Source organism: Pseudomonas sp. Root401 (genome assembly GCF_001425105.1).
In the GTDB taxonomy this organism is placed as follows: Bacteria; Pseudomonadota; Gammaproteobacteria; order Pseudomonadales; family Pseudomonadaceae; genus Aquipseudomonas; species Aquipseudomonas brassicacearum.
Genome location: NZ_LMDO01000024.1, coordinates 1 through 22,958, shown reverse-complemented (window position 1 = coordinate 22,958; position 22,958 = coordinate 1). Strand labels below are relative to the sequence as shown.

General features: G+C 60.9%; 22 protein-coding genes, 4 tRNA genes and 1 pseudogene. 14 read left to right on the top strand and 13 right to left on the bottom strand.

All coding sequences use genetic code 11. From position 1 onward, the window contains the following. Positions 1–56: 56 nt before the first annotated feature. Genes pilB through yacG form a run of 5 tightly spaced genes read left to right on the top strand, consistent with a single transcriptional unit; the run spans position 57 to position 4,674 of the window. Positions 57–1,757, top strand: coding sequence for a type IV-A pilus assembly ATPase PilB (pilB, locus tag ASC85_RS18785; RefSeq protein ID WP_057450869.1), 1,701 nt, complete (start codon positions 57–59; stop codon positions 1,755–1,757). 2 nt (positions 1,758–1,759) lie between these two features. Beyond that, on the top strand, positions 1,760–2,977 hold the full coding sequence (locus ASC85_RS18780; protein ID WP_057450868.1) for a type II secretion system F family protein: 1,218 nt from the start codon (positions 1,760–1,762) through the stop codon (positions 2,975–2,977). A gap of 1 nt (position 2,978) precedes the next feature. Beyond that, the gene (locus tag ASC85_RS18775; RefSeq protein WP_057450867.1) at positions 2,979–3,848 is read left to right on the top strand and encodes a prepilin peptidase; all 870 of its coding nucleotides are present in this window, start codon (positions 2,979–2,981) and stop codon (positions 3,846–3,848) included. Then, the gene (gene coaE / locus ASC85_RS18770) at positions 3,848–4,471 is read left to right on the top strand and encodes a dephospho-CoA kinase (protein ID WP_057450866.1); all 624 of its coding nucleotides are present in this window, start codon (positions 3,848–3,850) and stop codon (positions 4,469–4,471) included. The genes ASC85_RS18775 and coaE overlap by 1 nt, the downstream gene beginning before the upstream one ends. Further along, positions 4,468–4,674: a DNA gyrase inhibitor YacG gene (gene yacG, locus ASC85_RS18765; protein ID WP_057450865.1), complete on the top strand. Its 207-nt coding sequence runs from the start codon at positions 4,468–4,470 to the stop codon at positions 4,672–4,674. The genes coaE and yacG overlap by 4 nt, the downstream gene beginning before the upstream one ends. On the opposite strand, the gene ASC85_RS18760 is transcribed toward yacG, so the two are convergent. The 3 genes from ASC85_RS18760 to ASC85_RS18750 form a co-directional block, all read right to left on the bottom strand. Next, the gene (locus ASC85_RS18760) at positions 4,671–4,886 is read right to left on the bottom strand and encodes a hypothetical protein (RefSeq protein ID WP_013694234.1); all 216 of its coding nucleotides are present in this window, start codon (positions 4,884–4,886) and stop codon (positions 4,671–4,673) included. The two genes, yacG and ASC85_RS18760, sit on opposite strands and share 4 nt — an antisense overlap. 63 nt (positions 4,887–4,949) lie before the next feature. Continuing rightward, on the bottom strand, positions 4,950–5,636 hold the full coding sequence (locus ASC85_RS18755) for an energy-coupling factor ABC transporter permease (RefSeq protein ID WP_057450864.1): 687 nt from the start codon (positions 5,634–5,636) through the stop codon (positions 4,950–4,952). Between the two features lie 37 nt (positions 5,637–5,673). Further along, entirely contained in the window at positions 5,674–6,087 is a 414-nt protein-coding gene (locus ASC85_RS18750; RefSeq protein ID WP_057450863.1) for a tautomerase family protein, read from the bottom strand. Between the two features lie 151 nt (positions 6,088–6,238). On the opposite strand from ASC85_RS18750, the gene ASC85_RS18745 reads away from it, so the two are divergent. The 5 genes from ASC85_RS18745 (at position 6,239) to ASC85_RS18725 (ending at position 10,419) form a co-directional block, all read left to right on the top strand. After that, the gene (locus ASC85_RS18745) at positions 6,239–7,138 is read left to right on the top strand and encodes a LysR substrate-binding domain-containing protein (protein ID WP_057450862.1); all 900 of its coding nucleotides are present in this window, start codon (positions 6,239–6,241) and stop codon (positions 7,136–7,138) included. Between the two features lie 545 nt (positions 7,139–7,683). Next, positions 7,684–8,310: a DUF1780 domain-containing protein gene (locus ASC85_RS18740; RefSeq protein ID WP_003205682.1), complete on the top strand. Its 627-nt coding sequence runs from the start codon at positions 7,684–7,686 to the stop codon at positions 8,308–8,310. Further along, positions 8,307–8,834, top strand: coding sequence for an MOSC domain-containing protein (locus ASC85_RS18735; protein ID WP_057450861.1), 528 nt, complete (start codon positions 8,307–8,309; stop codon positions 8,832–8,834). The genes ASC85_RS18740 and ASC85_RS18735 overlap by 4 nt, the downstream gene beginning before the upstream one ends. Before the next feature lie 52 nt (positions 8,835–8,886). Next, positions 8,887–9,060, top strand: a complete 174-nt coding sequence (locus tag ASC85_RS18730) for a DUF3094 domain-containing protein (RefSeq protein WP_003205686.1) — start codon at positions 8,887–8,889, stop codon at positions 9,058–9,060. A 60-nt stretch (positions 9,061–9,120) separates the two neighbouring features. Then, a complete protein-coding gene (locus ASC85_RS18725; RefSeq protein ID WP_057450860.1) occupies positions 9,121–10,419 on the top strand; it encodes an NAD(P)/FAD-dependent oxidoreductase in 1,299 nt (432 codons plus the stop codon). Positions 10,420–10,558: 139 nt separating this feature from the next. Here the strand turns inward: ASC85_RS18725 and ASC85_RS33910 are convergent, their stop codons facing one another. The 9 genes and pseudogenes from ASC85_RS33910 to rluD all read right to left on the bottom strand — a co-directional run bounded on the left by ASC85_RS33910 (position 10,559) and on the right by rluD (position 17,594). Next, a complete protein-coding gene (locus ASC85_RS33910; protein WP_430458910.1) occupies positions 10,559–11,422 on the bottom strand; it encodes a methyl-accepting chemotaxis protein in 864 nt (287 codons plus the stop codon). Then, positions 11,414–12,184 (bottom strand): annotated as a pseudogene (locus ASC85_RS33905) (MCP four helix bundle domain-containing protein); the annotation flags it as partial. The gene ASC85_RS33910 and the pseudogene ASC85_RS33905, both read right to left, overlap by 9 nt. 145 nt (positions 12,185–12,329) lie before the next feature. Further along, positions 12,330–12,406: transfer RNA gene (locus ASC85_RS18715), tRNA-Pro, on the bottom strand. 93 nt (positions 12,407–12,499) lie between these two features. Next, positions 12,500–12,575: transfer RNA gene (locus tag ASC85_RS18710), tRNA-Lys, on the bottom strand. Between the two features lie 5 nt (positions 12,576–12,580). After that, positions 12,581–12,657: transfer RNA gene (locus ASC85_RS18705), tRNA-Pro, on the bottom strand. A gap of 7 nt (positions 12,658–12,664) precedes the next feature. Further along, a tRNA-Asn gene (locus ASC85_RS18700) sits at positions 12,665–12,740 on the bottom strand. A gap of 474 nt (positions 12,741–13,214) precedes the next feature. Then, the gene (gene clpB, locus ASC85_RS18695; RefSeq protein ID WP_003205692.1) at positions 13,215–15,779 is read right to left on the bottom strand and encodes an ATP-dependent chaperone ClpB; all 2,565 of its coding nucleotides are present in this window, start codon (positions 15,777–15,779) and stop codon (positions 13,215–13,217) included. Positions 15,780–15,909: 130 nt separating this feature from the next. After that, complete coding sequence (pgeF, locus tag ASC85_RS18690) at positions 15,910–16,635, bottom strand: peptidoglycan editing factor PgeF (RefSeq protein ID WP_057450858.1); 726 nt, start codon at positions 16,633–16,635, stop codon at positions 15,910–15,912. Next, positions 16,632–17,594: a 23S rRNA pseudouridine(1911/1915/1917) synthase RluD gene (gene rluD / locus ASC85_RS18685; protein WP_003205696.1), complete on the bottom strand. Its 963-nt coding sequence runs from the start codon at positions 17,592–17,594 to the stop codon at positions 16,632–16,634. The genes pgeF and rluD overlap by 4 nt, the downstream gene beginning before the upstream one ends. 150 nt (positions 17,595–17,744) lie before the next feature. Here rluD and ASC85_RS18680 point away from each other — a divergent pair, with 150 nt between their 5' ends. The 4 genes from ASC85_RS18680 (at position 17,745) to ASC85_RS18670 (ending at position 22,039) form a co-directional block, all read left to right on the top strand. After that, a complete protein-coding gene (locus ASC85_RS18680; RefSeq protein WP_046065043.1) occupies positions 17,745–18,761 on the top strand; it encodes an outer membrane protein assembly factor BamD in 1,017 nt (338 codons plus the stop codon). Positions 18,762–18,886: 125 nt separating this feature from the next. After that, the gene (locus ASC85_RS31360) at positions 18,887–19,120 is read left to right on the top strand and encodes a PP0621 family protein (RefSeq protein WP_025215539.1); all 234 of its coding nucleotides are present in this window, start codon (positions 18,887–18,889) and stop codon (positions 19,118–19,120) included. Further along, the gene (locus ASC85_RS18675; protein ID WP_057450892.1) at positions 19,110–20,699 is read left to right on the top strand and encodes a two-component system sensor histidine kinase NtrB; all 1,590 of its coding nucleotides are present in this window, start codon (positions 19,110–19,112) and stop codon (positions 20,697–20,699) included. Before ASC85_RS31360 ends, ASC85_RS18675 begins: the two co-directional genes overlap by 11 nt. Then, positions 20,696–22,039, top strand: coding sequence for a sigma-54-dependent transcriptional regulator (locus tag ASC85_RS18670; RefSeq protein WP_057450857.1), 1,344 nt, complete (start codon positions 20,696–20,698; stop codon positions 22,037–22,039). Before ASC85_RS18675 ends, ASC85_RS18670 begins: the two co-directional genes overlap by 4 nt. 82 nt (positions 22,040–22,121) lie before the next feature. On the opposite strand, the gene ASC85_RS18665 is transcribed toward ASC85_RS18670, so the two are convergent. Further along, positions 22,122–22,487: a DUF6124 family protein gene (locus ASC85_RS18665; RefSeq protein WP_039014157.1), complete on the bottom strand. Its 366-nt coding sequence runs from the start codon at positions 22,485–22,487 to the stop codon at positions 22,122–22,124. Positions 22,488–22,958 lie beyond the last annotated feature (471 nt).

The following is a 22,958-nucleotide window of genomic DNA, read 5'->3' as shown; positions in this document are numbered from 1 at the left end:
TGGCGTGGATGCTTGACTAGGCTATAAGTCATGAACTGTTCGCCGCCGGGATTCCCATGAATGACATCGCCCTCAGCGGCCTGACCAAGCAATTGGTGCTGGCCGAACTGCTCACCGAGCAAAGTGCGCAACAGGCGTATCAACAGGCCCAACGCAGTCGCATCCCCTTGGTGAGCTATCTGGTGCAGAACAAACTGGTCCAGAGCCGCCAGGTCGCGGAGATCGCCTCGGAGCATTTCGGCGTCGCCCTGCTGGACCTCAACAGCCTGGACAAAGAAACCCAACCAAGCGGCCTGGTCAGCGAAAAACTGGTGCGCCAGCATCATGCCCTGCCGCTGTGGCGGCGCGGCAACAAGCTGTACGTGGGCATCTCCGACCCAACCAATCACCAGGCCATCAATGACATCCAGTTCAGCACCGGCCTGACCACCGAAGCCATCCTGGTGGAGGACGACAAGCTCAGCGACGCCATCGAAAAATTTTTCGAGTCCAGCAGCACCGGCCTGGAAGGCATGGGCGATGTCGACCTCGACGGCCTGGATATCGAATCGATCGACGACACCAGGCAAGACTCCATCGCCGGCCAGGACACCGACGACGCGCCCGTGGTGCGCTTCGTCAACAAGATGCTGCTGGACGCAATCAAGGGTGGCTCTTCCGACTTGCACTTCGAGCCCTATGAAAAGATCTACCGGGTGCGGGTGCGCACCGACGGCATGCTGCGAGAAGTAGCCAGGCCGCCGATCCAACTGGCCAACCGTATCGCCGCACGCCTGAAAGTCATGGCCAGCCTGGATATTTCCGAGCGGCGCAAACCCCAGGATGGGCGCCTGAAAATGCGCCTGTCGAAAACCAAGTCCATCGATTTCCGGGTCAACACCCTGCCCACGCTCTGGGGCGAAAAAGTGGTGATCCGGATCCTCGACCCATCCAGCGCACAAATGGGCATCGATGCCCTGGGCTACGAACCGGACCAGAAAGACCTGTACATGGCCGCCCTCAAGCAACCGCAAGGACTGATCCTGGTGACCGGCCCAACCGGCTCGGGCAAGACCGTGTCGCTCTACACCGGGCTGAATATCCTCAACACCGTGGACATCAACATTTCCACCGCCGAAGACCCGGTGGAGATCAACATGGAAGGCATCAACCAGGTCAACGTGAATCCGCGCCAGGGGCTGGATTTCGCCCAGGCCCTGCGCTCGTTCCTGCGCCAGGACCCGGACGTGATCATGGTCGGCGAGATCCGCGACCTGGAAACCGCCGAGATCGCCATCAAGGCCGCCCAGACCGGGCACCTGGTGCTCTCCACCCTGCACACCAACAGCGCCGCCGAAACCCTGATCCGCCTACAGAACATGGGCATTCCGGGGTTCAACATCGCCACCGCCGTGCACCTGATCATTGCCCAGCGGCTGGCGCGCAAGCTGTGCAGCCACTGCAAGAAGGCCATCGAAATTCCCGAGGAAACCTTGCTCAAGGAAGGTTTCCCTCGGGAACGCATCGGCACATTCACGATCTATGAGCCGGTCGGTTGCGAACAGTGCAATAACGGCTACAAAGGGCGCGTGGGGGTTTACGAAGTGGTCAAGAACACGCCCGAGCTGCAACGGTTGATCATGGCCGAGGGCAACTCGCTGGAAATCGATCTGCAGATGCGCAAGGACGGCTTCAATGACCTGCGCGCATCGGGGCTGCTCAAAGTGATGCAGGGGGTCACCAGCCTCGAAGAAATCAACCGGGTCACCAAGGATTAAGCATGGCGGTCAAGGCAGTAAAAACCGACGTCTATACGTGGGAAGGCAAAGACCGCAAAGGCGCGAAAATGACCGGCGAGCTGACGGGCCAGAGCCCGGCGCTGGTCAAGGCACAGCTGCGCAAACAAGGCATCAACCCGCAGAAGGTGCGCAAGAAATCCACCTCGATATTCAGCAAGGGCAAGCGCATCAAGCCTCTGGATATCGCCCTCTTCACCCGCCAGATGGCGACAATGCTCAAGGCTGGCGTGCCGCTGTTGCAGGCGTTCGACATCATTGGCGAAGGCTTCGACAACCCCAACATGCGCAAGCTGGTGGACGAGGTGAAGCAGGAAGTCGCCGCCGGCAACAGCTTCGCCGCGGCGCTGCGCAAGTGCCCGCAATATTTCGACGAGCTGTACTGCAACCTGGTGGACGCCGGCGAACAGGCCGGTGCCCTGGACACGCTGCTGGACCGGGTCGCGACCTACAAGGAAAAGAGCGAAGCGCTCAAGGCCAAGATCAAGAAAGCCATGACCTACCCGGCGGCCGTGGTCCTCGTAGCCGCAGTGGTCACGGGGATCCTGCTGGTCAAGGTAGTGCCGCAGTTCGAATCGGTATTCGCCGGGTTCGGCGCGAAACTGCCGGCCTTCACGCTGATGGTCATCGGCCTGTCGGAGTTCATGCAGCAATGGTGGTGGATAGTGCTGGGCGGGCTGGTGGGTGCTTTTTTTGGCGTGAAATACGCGCTCAGGCGTTCGGAGCGCTTTCGCGACTGGCGCGACAAATGGCTGCTCAAGCTGCCGCTGATAGGCACCTTGCTGTACAAGTCCGCCGTGGCCCGCTACGCCCGCACGCTTTCCACCACCTTCGCCGCCGGCGTGCCGCTGGTGGAGGCCCTGGATTCGGTGTCAGGCGCCACCGGCAACGTGGTGTTCAAACGTGCCGTGCAGCGCATCAAGCAGGACGTCTCGACCGGCATGCAGTTGAATTTCTCCATGCGTGCCTCAGGGATCTTTCCGAACCTTGCGGTCCAGATGACCGCCATCGGCGAGGAATCCGGTGCGCTGGACGACATGCTCGACAAGGTGGCGAGCTTTTATGAGGCCGAGGTGGACAATCTGGTGGACAACCTCACCAGCCTGATGGAACCCTTCATCATGGTGGTCCTGGGGGTGGTCGTCGGTGGCCTGGTGGTTGCCATGTACTTGCCCATCTTTCAACTCGGCTCTGCGATCTGACATGCCCCTGAGCGAATTCTTCGTGCTGTATCCCCCGGCTTTCGTGCTCGTTGCAGCACTGCTCGGCCTGATCATCGGCAGCTTCCTCAACGTGCTGGTGTGGCGCCTGCCGAAGATGCTCAACCGCGAATGGCGCCTGCAGGCCCACGACCTGCTGGGCCTGCCAGCCGAAACCCCGGGCCCGGTCTACAACCTGATGCTGCCCCACTCCCAGTGCCCGCACTGCGGCCATCGCATCCGCGCCTGGGAAAACATTCCGCTGCTCAGCTACCTGATGCTGCGCGGCCGCTGTTCGAGCTGCGCCGCGCCCATCGGCAGGCGCTACCCCCTGACCGAAGTGGCCTGCGGTGCGTTATCGGCGTTCGTTGCCTGGCATTTCGGCTTTGGCTGGCACGCCGCGATGGTGATGGTGTTGACCTGGGGCCTGCTGGGCATGAGCCTGATCGACGCCGAGCATCAATTGCTGCCCGATACCCTGGTGCTGCCGCTGTTGTGGCTGGGCTTGATCATCAACAGCTTCGGGCTCTTCGTGTCCTTGAACCAGGCGATGTGGGGCGCGGTGGCCGGCTACCTGGCGCTGTGGTCGGTGTTCTGGGTGTTCAAGCTGATCACCGGCAAGGAAGGCATGGGCTACGGGGATTTCAAGCTGCTGGCGATGCTCGGCGCCTGGGGTGGCTGGCAGATCCTGCCGCTGACGCTGCTGCTGTCGTCGCTGGTGGGCGCCGTTGTCGGGGTGATTGTGCTGCGCTTGCGTGATGCTCCCGGGTCGACGCAGATCCCCTTTGGACCCTATCTGGCCATTGCCGGCTGGATTGCCTTGCTCTGGGGTGGTCAAATAACCGACTTCTATTGGCAGTCTGTCGGTTTTTAATGAATACCTCAGTGAAAAAACCCTGGATTCTCGGCCTGACCGGTGGCATCGGCAGCGGCAAGAGCGCGGCGGCCCAGCATTTCATCGACCTGGGCGTGCACGTCATCGACGCCGATCATGCGGCGCGCTGGGTGGTCGAGCCCGGGCGCCCGGCCCTGGCGAAAATCGCCGAGCACTTCGGCCCCGGCGTATTGCAGGCCGACGGCGCCCTGGACCGGGCGGCGTTGCGCAAGCTGATCTTCGAGAATGCCGATGAACGCCGCTGGCTCGAGGCGCTGCTGCATCCGCTGATCGCCGAGGAAATCGCCCATCATCTGGCCCAGGCACAATCGCCCTATGCGATCCTGGTATCGCCGCTGCTGATCGAGTCAGGGCAGTACGCCATGACCCAGCGGGTCCTGGTGATCGATGCGCCGGAACAACTGCAGATCGAACGTACGTTGCAGCGCGACCAGACCAGCGAACAGCAGGTCCAGGCGATTCTCAAGGCCCAGTCCAGCCGCCAGGATCGCCTGAGCCATGCCGACGACGTGGTGGTCAACGATCGCGACCTCGCCTGGCTGCACAGCGAGGTCGAGCGCCTGCATCACTTTTACCTTACTTTGCGTGGAGGCCAATCATGAGCCAGACCCCAACCGTTGATTGCCCAACCTGTGGCGCCCCTGTGGAATGGAGCCCGCAGAGCACATTCCGGCCGTTCTGTTCTGATCGCTGCAAACTGATCGACCTCGGCGCCTGGGCGTCGGAAGAACACAAGATTCCGGTCAGCCCCGACGCCGAGGACGAGCTGTTCAGCGAAGACTTCGAGCCTCGCTCACATCATTAAGGCCGCATGAAACCGTAGTCCTGTTCATCGTCGAGGTTTTCCGCCAGGAAACTCAACTCATCGGCCAGGTCTTCAGGGCTGCGCACTGTCTTGCTCTGTTGCACGATCGCACTGAGCAAGGCGCGCAGGCTCAAGCCCGGGTCAAAACCGATCTCCATCGCGGCATCGTGGCTACGCCTGATCTCTTGTCTCGCCCACTCATAAACACTCATGGTTGTGCTCCTGGAAATTTTCCAAAGCATGAAGGGCGTGTGGTGGTGCAGCCTTGACGTGAATCAAGGCTTGTCATCATCGTTCCACGGCGCCGACAGGTAGCGCGTGCGGTTGAAGGTTTCCAGCCATTCGGGACTGAACACCACCAATGCACTGATCACCATGCCGTTGATGAAGGCCTCGGGGAAGATGATCAGCCAGAGGTAGCCGACAAAATCTTCCAGCCAGTAAGGCATGGCGAATATACCGTCGTACCACAGCAGGCCAAGCCCCAGCAGCAGGCACGCCAACGCAGAAAGCGCGGCCGCGAGAAACCCCGAACAGAAGATATACACGAACAGATTGCGCGGCTGGGCGCGCTCCACCAGGATCGCGCAACACTCGGTGACCAATACCGGCAACAGGATCAGCAGCGCACCGTTGACCCCTACCGCGGCCATGTCCTGACGGCCCAGCAGCACCAGCGCGAGCTGCGCGCACAGGCCACCGAGGATTGCCAACGGCCAGTCCAGCAACAGCGTCACGGCAGTCATGCCGATGAAGTGATACGAAACACCCGTATCGAAATCCCGGCGCACCAGCCACAGCATGAACAACGCCAGCACTGTGCCGAACAGCAGATGCTGGCGACGGCTGTCGGTAAACAGCTCGACCCACGGCGCCCGCACCACGGCCCAGACCAACACCGGCACATACATCAGCCAACCAGTCGCCAGGGTCTGCGGTGAGAGCAGTTCGGCACCGATCATGGGCTACTCCTGCGAGAACTAGAACGCCGTCCGTGCACTACTCGGTAGCGACACTTCCTGGCTGTTGTACCAAGGCCATTGCAAACTTACCAAAGCCTACCGACCAATCCGAATAGTCATTCTCGTGCATGAAGATGAAAACGTCTTGCGGACGAACCTGGGCTTGAACCCCGAGATTGTCCGCGATTTTTTTGTAGAGCTCGCGCTTCATCGCATCACTGCGGCCCCTGCGCATCGTAATCTCAATCACGATCAAATGGTCTGAACGAGCCACACCGTTAAACGTGCGGCTATAGAAAAACTGTTCAGGGTCGTAGTCAGTGACCAGGTTGAACAACTCATCCTCGGGCATACCAATGCTCTCGACCAGTGCTTGGTGTATGCCATCGACGATGCGCTGACGTTGTTGCTGGCTGGTGCCCATGATGACGGCGGTACGAACAAATGGCATGTGAGGTGCTCTCAATTTGATAGGGAATGCCCCCCAATCCTGGCGACCCGAAACAGTCGGCAGACACTGCAGGAACCGGGGAATTCTGCAAAATCCGCCCGATACCTGATATCGATTTATACGTTCGATGTAATTGAGATAAAGTCACTTTATGAAACGTCGCCTCCCCCCATTGAATGCACTGCATACCTTCGAGGCCGCTGCCCGACTGGGCAAAATGATCGCGGCCGCCGAGGAGCTGTCTGTCACGCCTGGCGCTGTGAGTCGCCAGGTACGCCAGCTGGAGCTGAGTCTTGGTGTGGACCTGTTCGAAGGCCCAAAGAACAAACCGCAGCTCACCGTTGCCGGTAGAGAACTGCTGCCGGAACTGACGGCCGCACTGGATCAGATCGAGGCTGCGGTGAGCAGGGTCCGAGACACGGCGACAGGCACCTTGGACGTGTCCTGCTTCAGCACATTTACGGTCAAGTGGCTGATACCGCGGCTTTTCGACTTCAATACGACCTACCCAGAGATCAAGATTCGCCTGAGCTCACCGGTTCACGGGAGCGATCCGGGCCGGGATCGCTATGACGTGATGATCACGGCTGAACAGGGCATCGTGGGCGAGCAGAAAAACACCGTCCGGCTGTTTGCTGAACGATTGGGCGTCGTGTTGTCGCCCACCTTATCGGCGCGTATTCAATTAACCGACGTGGGCTCGATTTTCAGCCATCCCCTCCTGCATACCAAAACCCGTCCGGATGCCTGGGCAAACTGGGGGGATGCGATTGGACACCAGGCCACTGCGCCGGCCGGGCAGGAATACGAGCACTATTACTTTACGTTGGAGGCGGCGATTGCCGGCCTGGGGATTTGTGTCGCCCCGTGGCACTTGGTGGCTGACGACATTCGCCTGGGTCGTCTGGTGGCGCCGTTCGGGTTTCGCCCGAGCCGCTACGTCTATGTTGCTAAGCGCAGCGCGCAGCAGAGCAAGAAGCTGGATCTGTTTTGCGCTTGGTTGGCGTGTCAGGCTGAACAGGATGATCTATTGGGCCCTGCCTGGGGGTAATGCTGTTCACTTGAGCGGTTATCGGAGAGTTGGTCTTCCATTCTGAGGTCTGTTTCAGGGTGGTGTGTATATCCGTTTCTGCGGTAACGGCCGCTTAGGGTTCCGCCCTGACGGCGGCTCACTATTGAGAAGCCCGGGAGCCGGCCCAGTCAAAAGTAAGCAAAACGCTTCTGCCCCACCACTCGGTGCCTAGCCCAGGCTCGGCATGCCTGGCTCTCCCGGTCGTACATCCGTTAGATCTGTGGGAGCAAAGCTTGCTCGCGATAGCGGTCTGTCAGGCAACATCAATGTTGAATGCGCCGCCATCTTCGCGAGCAAGCCCGCTCCCACACTGTTTTTGAGGCATGCACAAAAACCAACGTTCACCGCAGCCCCCTCCCCTGTGGGAGCGAGCCTGCTCGCGATAGCGGTGATGCAGGCGCATAGAGGCTCGCCCCCTTGCTTTAGGCTCTAAGTGAACATCATTACCTGGCCTGAGCAGAAATTTGCCCCTTCACAGCACGCTTTATTTTTTTTGATCACATTTGAACGCTAAGCTTGGGCTCATGGATGACTCCGATTACTTACGCCTGCTGACCATCGCGGCCGAGCAAGCCAACGCCTTTCTCTCCAATGCCCGCAAATGGGAGCGTGAGCGTTGGGTCTGCCAGCGCCTGCTGCAGGGGCTGAACGTGCCTTACCGCGCTGACGAGTTCGCGCCCGCCGGCGAGCCGCCGGACGTGTTGTTTCGCGATGCCAATTTCGAGGTGTTTTTCGTGCTCGACGAAGGTCGCCGCCTCAACGACGAATGGCGCGATGAGCTGCAACGCCGCCGCAGCGCTTTCTCCCTGAGCCAGTTGGTGCGTCGTGAGGCCAAGCCGCGGCGGATCCCGGCCAATGAGTTCCTGATGCGGCTGGCCCCGACCTTGCGCAAGAAGGCTCACAACTACACCGAGCGCGGCATGGACCTGGGCGACCTGGACATCATCGCCTTCGCCAGTCTCAAGCGCGAAGTGCTGGACCTCAACAGTCACTTCCCACCGCCGACCGAATACCTGCGCCAGGGCTGGCGTTCGCTGTCACTGGTGGGGCCGACGTTCGCCCGGGTGCTGTTCGCCCACCCCGACGCGCCGGACTTCCTGCGCAGCAACCTGGGCCGCAGCATCGTGTTCGATGTCGGGATCAGCCTGTGAGCCCACTGCAGGAACTGATTGCCGCTGTGCCCCAGCAAGGCCGCGTACGCTGGATTGGCGTGCGCCCCCAGGGGCATGCGCCGATGATCGAACTGGACGCCGTGGAGGCCCGCCTGGAGGCTGGGCTGACCGGCGATCATGCCCGCCCCGGCGTGCGCAATGCGCGGCAAGTAACGCTGATCCAATGGGAGCATCTGGCCGTGATCGGCTCGCTGATGGGCCGTCCCGAAGACCGGCCCGTGCTGCCACAGGAGCTGCGACGCAATATTGTGGTCAGCGGCATCAATCTGTTCAGCCTCAAGGGTCGGCGCTTTCGCATTGGCCAAGCCATTTTTGAAACCACCGGCTGGTGCCAGCCGTGTGCCCGATTGGAGCGGAACCTCGGCGAAGGTACGTTCCAGGCGGTACGCGGCCATGGCGGAATCACCGCCCGGGTGTTAAAAAGTGGAATCATTCGCCTGGACGACAGCCTGACCGTCGAACCCGTTCCGGCGAGCGGCTACGCTGCTTTCAATGCCGGCTAGCCGGACGCTGTAACGTCTTCACATTCCGCAACGTCTACCTGACGAGGCCTTTATGACCAGCCGCCTGAACCCAGAAGACCAGAAGCATGTCGAAGAGTACCTGCAACTGTCCCAGCACCGAGTCGAGCGCCGGCCTTTCCGGCCGTGGATGCTCCTGGTGGTGGTACTGGCCGTGACCATCGGCCTGGGCCTGTTGAGCCGACTGATCAGTTACCTGACGCTATGAGCCACTTGATGCTCGCGCAGGTAACGGCACTGATTTCCTTTAGCCTTGCGAGATATCCCCATGACTCATCGTATTGTCATCGTTGGCGGCGGCGCCGGCGGTCTGGAGTTGGCTACCCGTCTGGGTAAGACTCTAGGCAAGCGTGGCACGGCCAGTGTGATGCTGGTCGACGCGAACCTGACCCACATCTGGAAACCGCTGCTGCACGAAGTGGCTGCCGGCTCCCTGAACTCCTCCGAAGACGAACTCAACTACGTCGCCCAGGCAAAATGGAACCACTTCGAGTTCCAGCTGGGGCGCATGAGCGGTCTGGATCGCGAGCGCAAAAGAATCCAACTGGCCGCCACCTATGACGAGGCGGGCGTCGAGCTGTTGCCGGCCCGGGAACTGGGCTACGACACCCTGGTGATTGCCGTCGGCAGCACCACCAACGACTTCGGCACCGAAGGCGCGGCGCAGCACTGCCTGTTCCTCGACACCCGCAAACAGGCCGAGCGCTTCCATCAGCAATTGCTGCACCACTATCTGCGCGCCCACGCCGGGCAGACCGATATCGTCGAGCGCATCAGCGTCGCCATCGTTGGCGCCGGTGCGACCGGGGTCGAACTGGCCGCCGAGCTGCACAATGCCGCCCACGAACTGCACGCCTACGGCCTGGACCGGATCAAACCGGAGAACATGCACATCACCCTGATCGAGGCGGGCCCACGCGTCTTGCCGGCCCTGCCGGAGCGTATCGGCGGGCCGGTGCACAAGACCCTGGAAAAACTCGGCGTCAATGTCATGACCAACGCCGCCGTCAGCCAGGTGACCGCCGACAGCCTGATTACCGCGGATGGCAAAGTGATCGACGCGAGCCTGAAAGTCTGGGCCGCCGGGATTCGCGCCCCGGACTTCCTCAAGGACATCGACGGGCTGGAGACCAACCGGATCAACCAGTTGCATGTGCTGCCCACCTTGCAGACCACCCGCGACGAGAACATCTTCGCCTTCGGTGACTGCGCCGCCTGCCCGCAACCCGGCAGCGAGCGCAACGTCCCGCCCCGCGCCCAGGCCGCGCACCAGCAGGCCTCGCTGCTGGCCAAGTCCTTGAAACTGCGGATCGAGGGCAAGGCCCTGCCGGAATACAAATACACCGACTACGGCTCGCTGATCTCGCTGTCGCGGTTCTCGGCAGTGGGCAACCTGATGGGTAACCTGACCGGCAGCGTGATGCTCGAAGGCTGGCTGGCGCGGATGTTCTATGTGTCGCTGTACCGAATGCACCAGATGGCGCTGTACGGCATGTTCCGCACGGCCATGCTGATGCTGGGCAGCAAGATCGGGCGTGGGACCGAGCCTCGGCTGAAGCTGCACTGAGGCCTTACTGACGATCGTTCCCACGCTCTGCGTGGGAATGCAGCCCGGGACGCTCCGCGTCCTTTGTGACGCAGAGCGTCACTGGATTCACTCCCACGCAGAGCGTGGGAGCGATCATCCCTTCATGTCCCTTCAATAATCAAACCTGAAACCGCTGCACCATCGTGCGCAGCGAATTCGCCAACTGCGACAACTCATGGCTGGACGCGCTGGTCTGGCCCGCGCCGGAAGCCGAGCGCACCGACAAATCACGAATGTTCACCAGGTTGCGATCCACCTCGCGGGCCACTTGCGCCTGCTCTTCGGCGGCGCTGGCGATCACCAGGTTGCGTTCGTGGATTTCATTGACCGAGGCCGTAATGGTCTGCAACGCGTCCCCCGCCCGTTCCGCCATGGCCAGGGTACTGGCGGCGCGACTGGAGCTGGCCTGCATGGAGTCGAGTGCCTGGGTGGCACCGCTGCGCATGCCCTGGACCATTTGCTCGATTTCCTGGGTCGATTGCTGCGTGCGATAAGCCAGCGCCCGTACCTCATCGGCCACCACCGCAAACCCGCGCCCGCTCTCACCCGCACGGGCCGCTTCGATGGCCGCGTTGAGGGCCAGCAGGTTGGTCTGCTCGGCAATGGCGCGGATCACGTCCAGCACCTTGCCAATATCCTGCGATTGGTTGGCCAGGGATTGCACCAGGCCACCGGTCACCTGCACATCGCTGGCGAGGGCGCCAATGGCGTCGACCGTGTCGCTGACTCGCTGCTGCCCAAGGGATGCCGACTCACTGGACTGACGCGTGGCATCGGAGGTGGAAACCGCATTGCGCGCGACTTCTTCCACGGCAGTGGTCATTTCGGTGACGGCGGTGGCGGCCTGTTCGATTTCGTTGTTCTGTTGTTGCAGGCTGTGGGTGCTGTCGAGGGTGACGGTGTTCAGCTCATCGGCTGCAGTGGCCAGTTGCGCGGCCGAACCGCTGATGCCCTGCAACGTCTCACGCAGATTCTGCTGCATGGCCGCCAACGCCTTGAGCAAGCGACTCACTTCGTCGTTGCCATGGGTCTCGATTGGCCGGGTCAGGTCACCCCGGGCGACGTTCTCCGCAGCGTTGAGCGCCTCACCCAAGGGTTTGACGATACTGCGCGTAAGCAGCATGGCCAGGGCCACCGTGGCCAGGGCGGCGAGCACAACGAACAGGCTGACGATCATGCGGGAATTGGCGTAGTGCTCCTGGGACTTCTGGCTCTCGATGGAAACCTGCTTGGAGAACAGCTCCGCCAGGTCGTTGAGCTGTTTGCCGGAACCGTCCACCACGGTCTTCATGTCCACCAGCAGCAGCTTGATCAGCTCATCCCGACGCCCCTGCTCCGCCAGGGTGAAGGATTGGGCGATACCCGTACGGTAAGCGGCAAAGGTCTGCTTGAACTGGTCGTAAATGGCTTTGCCTTCAGGCGTCACGACGAGCTTTTCGTAGGCAGTGATTTTTTCGCTCAGCTCCTTGTCGCGCGTATCCATCTGCCCGCGATACACCGCAATGTTCTTCGGGTCCTGATCCAGGGCCATGCGCAGGGAAATGGTGCGGATCCGCAACATCCACTCGCGGATCTCATCACCGCCGCGAATGCTCGGCAGCCACTGGGTTTCCACCGCGACTTCACTGTCACGAATACTCGACATCTGTCCCAGCGCGAACACCCCGAGCAACGCCACCAGCACGGCGATCAAGGCAAAACCCAACGCGGCACGCGGGGCGATATTCAGCTGACGAAGAACCATAGGGAATGCCTTTTCATTGTTGGCCTGAAGTGGGGCCAGGCCCCTGTCGGCGGGTTATCGGCAGGTTGTACGATGTCTTAAGTCCAATTCACTTTATCGCAGGCAAAAAAAATCCCCGTATCTTTCGATACGAGGATTTTTAATATGGTCGGGGTAAGGGGATTCGAACTCCTGACATCCTGCTCCCAAAGCAGGCGCGCTACCGGACTGCGCTATACCCCGGTAAAAAAAAGGCGACCTTCGCAAGTCGCCTTCTCGATCAGCGCTTTTGGCCTCTGATCTTAAGATTCGATTCCAGCGAACTGGTTTCAAAAATGGTGGGTCGTGTGGGATTCGAACCTACGACCAATTGGTTAAAAGCCAACTGCTCTACCAACTGAGCTAACGACCCAAAAATGGTCGGGGTAAGGGGATTCGAACTCCTGACATCCTGCTCCCAAAGCAGGCGCGCTACCGGACTGCGCTATACCCCGATTGAAATGGCTCCGTGACCAGGACTCGAACCTGGGACCCAATGATTAACAGTCATTTGCTCTACCGACTGAGCTATCACGGAACTGATATTTCAAGTTACAGCAATTTTGAAGCTACAACGTTGAAGCTATCTTCAACCTCTTCTACCCTTACGCATCGCTGCGTTCGTGTGTCTGAGGCGCGCTATTCTACAATCTTAAAAACCTCTGTCAACCCCTTAAATTGCTTTCAAGACAATGATTTGCAACTTATTTTGGATTCCTTCTCAGCGAGAAGTAACCCTTGGGGTGACGTACTGCGGGGCGCACTTTACAAGCCTTTTCCTTTGAGTTCAACGGCCTGATGAAAAAAATGGCCTCGCAAAGCAAACACGCCCTATGGCAAGCGATGGACTGTGTAGGAGCTGCCGAAGGCTGCGATCTTTTGATCTTTCGCTTCAGACCCTGGCGTCAGAGGAAAGATCGCAGCCTCGTTGCACTCGACAGCTCCTACACAGTTCCTACAGCACCCTTCAGCGGGAGCAAGCTCCCACGCCACAAAAGCCCAGTCAATCGGCTCAGTTGAAGACGATTTCGTCGTTCTCCACTGTTCCGGTCACAGTCTCACCAGGCATGAACCGACCGGACAGGATCAACTGCGCCAACGGGTTTTCGATCCAGCGCTGGATCGCCCGCTTCAGCGGCCGTGCGCCATAGACCGGGTCATAACCCACCGCAATCAGCTTGTCCAACGCCTCGTCGCTCAATTGCAGTTTCAGCTCACGTTCGGTGAGGCGACTGCGCAGGCGACCCAACTGGATCTCGGTAATGCCGGCAATCTGATCACGGGCCAACGGCTCGAAGATCACCACTTCGTCGACCCGGTTGATGAACTCCGGCCGGAAGTGCGTAGAGATCGCGTCCATCACCGCCGCACGTTGCGCCTCGCGGTCGCCCACCAGTTCCTGGATCTGCGTCGAGCCCAGGTTGGAGGTCATCACGATCACCGTGTTGCGGAAGTCCACCGTGCGCCCGTGGCTGTCGGTCAGGCGACCATCCTCCAACACTTGCAGCAGGATGTTGAACACATCCGGGTGGGCCTTCTCGACCTCATCGAGCAGGATTACCGAGTACGGCTTGCGACGTACAGCTTCCGTCAGGTAACCGCCCTCTTCATAACCGACATAACCCGGGGGCGCGCCGATCAGCCGTGCCACGGAATGCTTCTCCATGAACTCGGACATGTCGATGCGCACCATGGCCTCTTCAGTGTCGAAGAGGAACTCGGCCAGCGCCTTGCACAACTCGGTTTTACCGACCCCGGTAGGGCCGAGGAACATGAACGAGCCGCTCGGCCGGTTCGGGTCCGACAGCCCGGCACGGGAACGACGCACGGCGTTGGACACCGCCACCACCGCCTCTTCCTGACCGATCACACGCTGGTGCAGCAGGCTTTCCATCTTCAGCAGCTTGTCACGCTCGCCTTCGAGCATCTTCGACACCGGAATGCCGGTCCACTTGGAGACCACTTCGGCGATTTCTTCCTCGGTGACCTTGCTGCGCAGCAACTGGTTTTCGCTCTTGCCATGCTGGTCGACCATTTGCAGGCTGCGCTCCAGGTCCGGGATCACCCCGTACTGCAGCTCGGCCATGCGGTTGAGGTCGCCTTTACGACGGGCCGCTTCCAGCTCCTGGCGGGATTGTTCGATCTTCTGCTGGATCTGCGCCGAGCCCTGGACTTCGGCTTTCTCCGAGTTCCAGATTTCCTCGAGGTCGGAATACTCACGCTCGTGGCGAACGATTTCTTCCTGCAACCTTTCCAGACGCTTCTTCGCCGCTTCGTCGCTTTCTTTCTTCAGGGCCTGGGACTCGACCTTGAGTTGAATCAGGCGCCGCTCCAAGCGATCCAGCACTTCGGGCTTGGAGTCGATTTCCATACGGATGCGGCTCGCGGCCTCGTCGATCAGGTCGATGGCCTTGTCCGGCAACTGGCGGTCAGTGATGTAGCGGTGGCTGAGCTTGGCCGCCGCGATGATCGCGCCATCGGTGATCGCCACTTTGTGGTGAACTTCGTAGCGTTCTTTAAGGCCACGCAGAATCGCGATGGTGTCTTCTTCGCTCGGTTCTTCCACCAGCACTTTCTGGAAGCGCCGCTCAAGGGCCGCGTCCTTCTCTATATATTGGCGGTACTCGTTGAGCGTGGTCGCGCCGACGCAGTGCAACTCGCCACGGGCCAGCGCGGGCTTGAGCATGTTGCCAGCGTCCATCGAGCCTTCGCCCTTGCCCGCACCGACCATGGTGTGCAGTTCGTCGATGAACAGGATGATCTGCCCTTCCTGCTTGGACAGCTCATTGAGCAGCGCCTTGAGCCGCTCTTCGAACTCGCCACGGTACTTGGCACCGGCGATCAACGCGCCCATGTCCAGGGACAACAGGCGTTTACCCCTGAGGCCGTCCGGCACTTCGCCGTTGATGATGCGCTGGGCCAGGCCCTCGGCGATGGCGGTTTTACCCACGCCAGGTTCGCCGATCAATACCGGGTTGTTCTTGGTGCGGCGTTGCAGCACCTGGATCGTGCGGCGGATTTCATCGTCGCGACCGATTACCGGGTCGAGCTTGCCTTCCTCGGCGCGCTTGGTCAGGTCGACGGTGTATTTGTCCAGTGCCTGGCGCGACTCTTCGTGGTTGGCGTCGTTGACCGCTTCGCCGCCACGCAGGTTGTTGATGGCGTTTTCCAGGGCTTTCTTGCTCACGCCCTGGCCGAGCAGCAATTTACCGAGCTTGCTGTTCTCGTCCATGGCGGCGAGCAGCACCAGTTCGCTGGAAATGAACTGGTCGCCCTTCTGCTGGGCCAGGCGATCGGCCTGGTTGAGCAGCCGCGCCAGGTCCTGGGACATGTTCACGTCACCGGTGGGGTTCTGGATCTTGGGTAACTGGTCGAGTTCCTTGGCCAGTTCTTTGCGCAGGCTGTTGACGTCAAAGCCGACCTGCATCAGCAGGGGCTTGATGGAACCGCCCTGCTGTTCGAGCATGGCCTGCATCAAGTGCGCCGGTTCGATACCGGGATGGTCCAGGCCGACGGCCAGGGACTGGGCATCGGACAGGGCCAACTGTAATTTGCTGGTTAAACGATCAATACGCATGGGTCACCTTCCTAATGAGCAGGCCGGACCTTGGAAACATCCTGAATGAAGAAACCTGCCAGATACCGTTATAGATGTGGTCGATTCTGGAAGATTCAAGCCGGGCGCCCTTGATACAGATCAGAGAAGTCTAGCGTTCGATCCAGATCAGCGAAGCGAAGCGACCAGTGCGCGGGTTGCGGCGGTAGGAAAAGAAACGAGGGTCAGTCACGGTGCAGAGACCGCCACCGTAGACGGCCGTGACACCACGTGCGGCCAGGCGCAGCCTTGCCAACGCGTAGATATCGGCCAGGAACTTGCCGGCGTTGGGGCTCGCGGCAAAGGCTTGTGCCGCCTGGGGCAGTTGCGCGATGAAGGCTTCACGCACTTCCGGCCCGACTTCAAACGCTTGCGGGCCGATGGCCGGGCCGAGCCAGGCGAGGATTTCATCCGCGGGCACGGCAAGGCTGTCGAGGGTGGCTTCCAGCACGCCGTTCGCCAGCCCGCGCCAGCCGGCATGGGCCGCCGCGACGCGGGTGCCGGCACGATTGCAGAACAGCACAGGCAGGCAGTCCGCCGTCATCGCGGTGCAGGCGATACCCGGTGTGTCGGTCCAACTGGCATCGGCAGCCGCCACCTGGGCCGGATCAGCCTCGACCACGACAATGCCGTGGACCTGCTGGAGCCAGGCCGGGGTGATGGCGAATTGATCGGTGAGACGACGACGGTTTTCGGCGACGGCCACAGGATCGTCGCCCACATGGTCGCCCAGGTTGAGGCTGTCGAACGGCGCCAGGCTGACGCCGCCCGCACGGGTCGTGACACAGGCCTTGACCCGGGCCGGCGCGGGCCAGTCGGGTATCAGCCAGTCACTCATCCGATGAACGCCTCGCGGTCCTGCTTGAGCAACGTCAGCAGCCAGACGAAATCATCCGGCAACGGCGACTCCCAGCTCATGCGCTTGCCGGTCGTCGGATGATCCAGTTCCAGAAAACGCGCATGCAGCGCCTGGCGCGGGAAATTTTTCAGCGATTCGACCATGGTCTGGCTGGCAGCCGGCGGAATGCGGAAACGACCGCCGTAGGCCGGGTCGCCCACCAACGGGAAGTTGATGTGGGCCATGTGTACACGGATCTGGTGGGTCCGACCGGTTTCCAGCTTGACCCGCACATGGGTGTGGGAACGGAAACGCTCGAGCACGCGATAATGGCTGACCGCCTGCTTGCCGCCCTCCATCACCGCCATGCGCTGGCGCTGCTGGCCGTGACGACCGATGGGGGCGTTGATCTTGCCACCGGCGGTGACGACCCCGATCACGATGCATTCATAGATGCGGCTGACGCTGCGGCTTTGCAACTGTGTGACCAGCTGTGTCTGCGCCTGGATGGTCTTGGCCACCACCATCAGACCGGTGGTGTCCTTGTCCAGGCGATGGACGATGCCGGCACGCGGCACATTGATGATGTCCGGTACGTGGTGCAACAAGGCATTGAGCAAGGTGCCATCAGCATGACCGGCAGCCGGGTGCACCACCAGGCCAGCAGGCTTGTTGATCACCAGGATGTCATCGTCTTCATAGACGATGTCCAGGGCGATGTCCTGGGCGACCCATTCTCCCTGGGCCTCCTGTTCGGCAGTCAGCTCGAGAATGGCACCGCCGTGGACGATGTCGCGCGGACGGATCACCGCCCCATCCACAGTCAGGCGGCCGTCCTTGATCCAGGCGGAAAGGCGCGAGCGAGAGTGCTCGGCAAAGAGTTGTGCGGCGACTTGATCGAGGCGTTGGCCGCCCAATTCGGACGGCACCTCTGCGCGAAGTTCTATTTTATCGGACATGCTCGGACTGGGCGTCGGCACAGCCTTTGGTTTCGGCTGCGCGCTTGTGGTTAAATACGGCGTCTTTTGCCCCGAGGCTTTCAACGGGGCGCTCATCATAACAGGACGGCCCCGCCCAAGACAGCGGCCGTCATAGGGACGCAAGCCGCCATGCAAGTGAAACACCTGCTGCTGATCGCCATCCTCGCATTGACTGCTGCTTGCTCGTCGAAGGAAGTCGTAGACGAAAACCTGAGCGAAGTCGAACTGTACCAACAGGCGCAGAACGACCTGGATAACAACAGCTATACCAGCGCCACCGCCAAGCTGAAGGCGCTGGAGTCGCGGTATCCGTTCGGTCGCTACGCCGATCAGGCCCAGTTGGAGCTGATCTACGCCAACTACAAGAACGCCGAGCCGGAAGCCGCCAAGTCCGCCGCCGAGCGTTTCATTCGCCTGCACCCGCAGCACCCGAATGTCGATTACGCCTATTACCTCAAGGGCCTGACCTCCTTCGACCAGGACGTCGGCCTGCTGGCGCGCTTCCTGCCGCTGGACATGACCAAGCGTGACCCGGGCGCCGCGCGCGACTCCTACAATGAGTTCGCCCAGCTGACCAGCCGCTTCCCCAACAGCCGCTACTCGCCGGACGCCAAGCAGCGCATGATCTACCTGCGCAACCTGCTGGCGTCCTACGAAATTCACGTAGCCGACTATTACCTGACCCGTCAGGCCTACGTCGCCGCCGCCAACCGTGGCCGCTACGTGGTGGAAAACTTCCAGGAGACCCCTTCGGTGGGTGATGGCCTGGCGGTGATGACCGAAGCCTACCAGCGCCTGCACCTGGACGACCTGGCGGCCACCAGCCTGGAAACCCTCAAGCTGAACTACCCGGATCACCCGTCGCTGGTCGATGGCCAGTTCACCCCACGGGTCGACGAAGCAGATAACCGTTCGTGGCTGAGCAAGGCGACCCTGGGCCTGATCGAGTCCCGTCCACCGCTGCCGCCGGGCGAAACCCGCGCCAACCAGGACGTACAGCGCCAGTTCCAGGATGCCAAGGAAGCCATCCCGAACGAACTCAAGCCCAAGGATGAAAACGGCGACGTGATCGAAGAAGAAGAGCCGGAGAACGAGTCCAGCGACCGCTCCTGGTTCAGCTACATGACCTTCGGCGTGTTCGACTGAGGCCAAGGCATCAGCAAAAAGGGAGACCCAGCGGTCTCCCTTTTTTGTGCCTGGCTTTTATTGCGCTGTGCGCCGTTCCAGTCCTTGGCTAAACTGCCTGATCACTCGCCAGAAAGCCGCCTATCATGCTTCGTTTATTGATCTTGTTCGCTGTCGTTGCCGCCGCCATCTGGATCTTTCGCGGGGTGAAAAGCGGTCCCCGCGCATCGCGCTCCACCCCGGAGCAGGACGCGCCGCCCATGGTGCGCTGCGCCCATTGCGGCGTACACCTGCCCCGTGACCGGGCGCTGGCCCTCGAACAACAATGGTATTGCAGCCAGGCTCACCTTGAGCAAGGCCCTGGCACTCGTGAGCGCTGAGGCCTCAAGCCCACGCGAAAAACAGGCGCAGCGCCTGCTGCGTCTCTATCACCTGTATCGTCTGAGCATCGGCATCACCTTGGTGCTGCTGATTTCCAGCAAACTGGACAACCGCCTGCTGGAGTTCGCCAATGACGACCTCCTGCGCAGTGGCAGTTGGTTGTACCTGGTGCTCAATATCCTGCTGGTGGTGTTCCTTGAGAACACCCGTCGCCCTGCCCGGCTGTTCGGCCTGGCCCTGACTGACGTACTGCTGCTCTCGTGGCTGTTCTTCGCCGCGGGCGGTGTGCCCAGTGCCATCGGCAACCTGCTCATTGTCTCGGTGGCCATCGGCAATACGCTGTTGCGAAGCCGGGTCGGCCTGCTGATCGCCGCTGTCGCCACGATCGGTATCGTCGGGTCGACTTTTTTCCTCGGCCTGAGCGACTCAAACCGTCCCAGCAGTTATCTGCAAGCCGGCACCCTGGGGGCACTGTGTTTTGCCGCCGCCCTGCTGGTACAGGGCCTGACCCGGCGACTGGAAGCCAGTGAAACCCTGGCCGAGCAACGGGCCAGCGAGGTGATCGGCCTTGAAGCGCTCAACGCGCTGATCCTGCAACGCATGCGCACCGGCATCCTGGTGCTCGACCGCGAGCGGCGCGTGCAATTGGCCAACGAAAGCGCCTTGAACCTGCTGGGCATGCACGATCTGGTCGGCCAGCGGATCGATGACTATTGCTCCGCCCTGGTCGAACGCCTGCAATTGTGGCTGAACAATCCCAGCCTGCGCCCCCCCAGCCTGACCGTGACCGGCACAGGCCTGACCCTGCAACCGAGCTTCATCGCCTTGGGGCATGACGATCAGCAGCAATTGCTGGTATTCCTTGAGGACCTGGCTCAGGTTGCGCAGCAGGCCCAGCAACTGAAACTCGCTTCCCTCGGGCGCCTGACTGCTGGCATCGCCCATGAAATCCGCAACCCCTTGGGCGCCATCAGCCACGCAGCGCAATTACTGCGCGAATCCGAGGAACTGAACAACGCGGATCGGCGTCTGACGCAGATTATTCAAGATCACTCCCAACGAATGAATCGCGTCATTGAAAACGTCCTGCAGCTGTCTCGCCGCCAGCAAACCACTCCCCAACGCCTCGACCTGCGGACCTGGCTCGACCAGTTCGTCCGCCAGGCCCGCGAAAGCATGGCCGAGCACCAGCACTTGCATCTGAGCATCGACCCGGGCGACTACACCACGCTGATGGACCCCGACCAGTTGACCCAGGTACTCGACAACCTGCTGCGCAACGCCTGGCGCCACAGCGCCATGGCCCACGAACAGGCCGAGGCCTGGCTGAAACTGTTCATCGACCCCCACAGCCAGCTGTCCACACTGGACATCATCGACAACGGCCCCGGTGTAACACCCGAGCAGCAGGCACATTTGTTCGAACCCTTCTTTACCACCAGCAGCCAGGGCACCGGCCTTGGGCTCTATCTGTCCCGTGAGCTGTGCGAAAGCAACCAGGCCCGCCTAGACTTCAAACCACGCCAAGGCGGCGGCTGCTTTCGCATCACCTTTGCTCACGGACGGAAACAGATTTGAATAATCGCTCACGGCAACGAATCCTGATCGTCGATGACGAACCGGACATCCGCGAACTCCTGGACATCACCCTGGGCCGGATGAAACTCGACACCCGCAGCGCCAAGAACCTTGCCGAGGCCCAAGCCCTGCTGGCGGGGGAAGCCTTCGACCTGTGCCTGACCGACATGCGCCTGCCCGATGGCACCGGCCTGGAACTGGTGCAGCACATCCAGCAACGCTACCCGCAACTGCCCGTGGCGATGATCACCGCCTATGGCAGCCTGGAAACCGCCATCGACGCCCTCAAGGCCGGCGCCTTCGACTTCCTGACCAAACCGGTCGACCTGGGGCGGCTGCGGGAGCTGGTCACCAGTGCCCTGCGCCTGCCGCCGGTCGCCACGCCGGGTACGACCCTCGAGCGCAGCCTGCTGGGCAACTCGCCACCGATGCTCAGCGTGCGCAAGCAGATCGAAAAACTCGCCCGCAGCCAGGCACCGGTGTACATCAGCGGCGAATCGGGCTGCGGCAAGGAACTGGTCGCCCGGCTGATCCACGAACAGGGCCCCCGTGCCAACCAGCGCTTTGTACCGGTCAACTGTGGGGCGATTCCCACGGAGCTGATGGAAAGCGAGTTTTTTGGCCATCGAAAAGGCAGTTTCAGCGGCGCCATCGAGGACAAGCCCGGGCTGTTCCAGGCCGCCCATGGCGGGACCTTGTTCCTCGATGAAGTGGCGGACCTGCCCTTGGCGATGCAGGTCAAGCTGCTGCGAGCCATCCAGGAAAAAGCCGTGCGCGCTGTTGGCGGCCAGCAGGAAGAAGTGGTGGATGTGCGAATCCTCTGCGCCACCCACAAGGACCTGGACAGCGAAGTCGCCGCCGGGCGCTTTCGCCAGGATTTGTATTACCGGCTGAACGTCATCGAACTGCGCGTCCCGCCGTTGCGCGAACGCCGCGAAGACATAGAGTTGCTGGCCAATCACATGCTTCAGCGCCTGGCGGCCAACACCGGCAGTCCACCGGCCAGGTTGCATCCCCAGGCGCTGGACTCTCTCAAGAATTACCGCTTCCCGGGCAATGTGCGGGAACTGGAGAACATGCTTGAACGTGCCTACACCCTTTGTGAACAGCAGCAGATCGAAGCGGATGATCTGCGTTTGGCCGAGGGCAATGCGATTGAGGCAGGTAATCCTGATTTGATGCAGGTCGACAACCTGGAGGATTACCTGGAAGACGTCGAGCGCAAGCTCATCCTCCAGGCATTGGAGGAAACCCGCTGGAACCGCACGGCGGCGGCGCAGCGGTTGAAGTTGTCGTTTCGGTCGATGCGGTATCGGTTGAAGAAGCTTGGGCTGGATTGAGCCACGGTTTTGAAACTCACGCTTACCCCCTGTGGCGAGGGAGCTTGCTCCCTTGCCACGGGTTTCATGTTTGCCGCCGCGACTATCTTCCGTCCGCAGGCGCCTGCTCGTCCAGAACACGATTGGCCAGTAATTCACTCAGCTCAATCAATTGCAGTACCCCCAAGGCAATATGCCGTCTCGAACCGTCAAGTTCGAAAGCCAGATCGCTGATTGTTGCGTTGGCGGAGGCCAGGGTTTCGCTGAGGTTGGTGAGGAGGCATTCGGTGTCGATGCCGGCCACGACAGTGAATAACTGGTTTGAGGCGGGTTTCTTTTTGGTTTCGGGCTTTGGGCCGAGGTAATAGTCGAGGGCGCGTTTGGCGGCTTCATCGAGCTTTTGGTGATCAGGATCGACGTGGGTTGACGAGGAACCTGTTTCTGGGGGGTTGGGTGTATCTTTAATCATTGTGCATCTCCAAGTTTTTGGAGCTGTCACCGATCGCCGCGACGCGATTGGAGGTGGCAGCTGTACGCAGGTTCGCGGACCGAACTTGGAGCTTCGGCATACCCGAAGGTATCCCACGCACAGCCAACCATGACACAACGACAAATACCGAAGCACCGTCGTCGGCTGGAATTATGCACCAAGTTAACGGGCCGCGACGCCCGGACGCTGAATTGGCAGCGACGGGAAAAGGTTAGCCAGAGTTCTTCCCACCCGGCAACCGCCAGAACTCGTCGGAAAATTCGGCTCGAATCAGAATCTTGTCCGACCATTCCCACAAAGCTTGGTCGGCTGTGAGGGCGGTGTGTATATCCGTTTCTGCGGTAACGGCTACTTAGGGTTCCGCCCTGACGGCGGGTCACTTTCGAAAAGCGTGTACGGACCGGACACATGGTTGACGGGTGTGCGGGGACATGGTGGACACTTTCCAGC